At 61.7% G+C, this 538-nt stretch carries 1 protein-coding gene; it reads left to right on the top strand.

Going from position 1 to position 538, the window contains the following annotated elements; translation table 11 throughout:
• Window positions 1–102 precede the first annotated feature (102 nt).
• Window positions 103–538: transposase (locus CKO15_RS13900; RefSeq protein ID WP_476729776.1), on the top strand; the 436-nt coding region annotated here is incomplete at its 3' end.

The raw sequence follows: 538 nt of genomic DNA, 5'->3' as shown, positions 1-538 counted from the left end.
CACTGCCACATCGTCGTCAAACTTGACCCCAGTCAGACCGAAGAGTGGTCCGATGAGGAGGTCATCGAGCGCTGGCGTGCCGTCTATAAAGGCGCACCCGTGATGCAGAAGCATCTGGCCGGCAAGCCACTCGATGCCATTGAGGAGATCGAACTCGCCGAGTGGATCGAGACCTACCGGGAGCGACTGGGGGATTTGAGCTGGTTTATGCGCTGCCTCAACGAGCCCATCGCCCGACAGGCCAACAAAGAAGACGGCTGTAAGGGCCACTTCTGGGAAGCGCGCTTCAAGTCGCAAGCCCTCTGCGGCGATGCTGCACTGCTCGCCTGCATGGCGTACGTCGATCTCAATCCCGTACGCGCAGCCATCGCACCAACGCCCGAGGAGTCCGAGCACACCGGGCTGCGTGAGCGCATCGAGCCGCGCTTCGATCTCGACAAAGCACTGCGAGAGCGGTTCAATGCCGGCGTCGAGGTCGCTGGATTGCTCTCGTGCCTACAGCTGCCTGCTCCCGTTAAGCCACTGCTGCCTTTTCGGG

This window comes from Halorhodospira abdelmalekii (assembly GCF_016583625.1).
In the GTDB taxonomy this organism is placed as follows: Bacteria; Pseudomonadota; Gammaproteobacteria; order Nitrococcales; family Halorhodospiraceae; genus Halorhodospira; species Halorhodospira abdelmalekii.
Note: the sequence above shows the minus strand (reverse complement) of the source record. Positions and strands in the feature narration are given on the sequence as shown.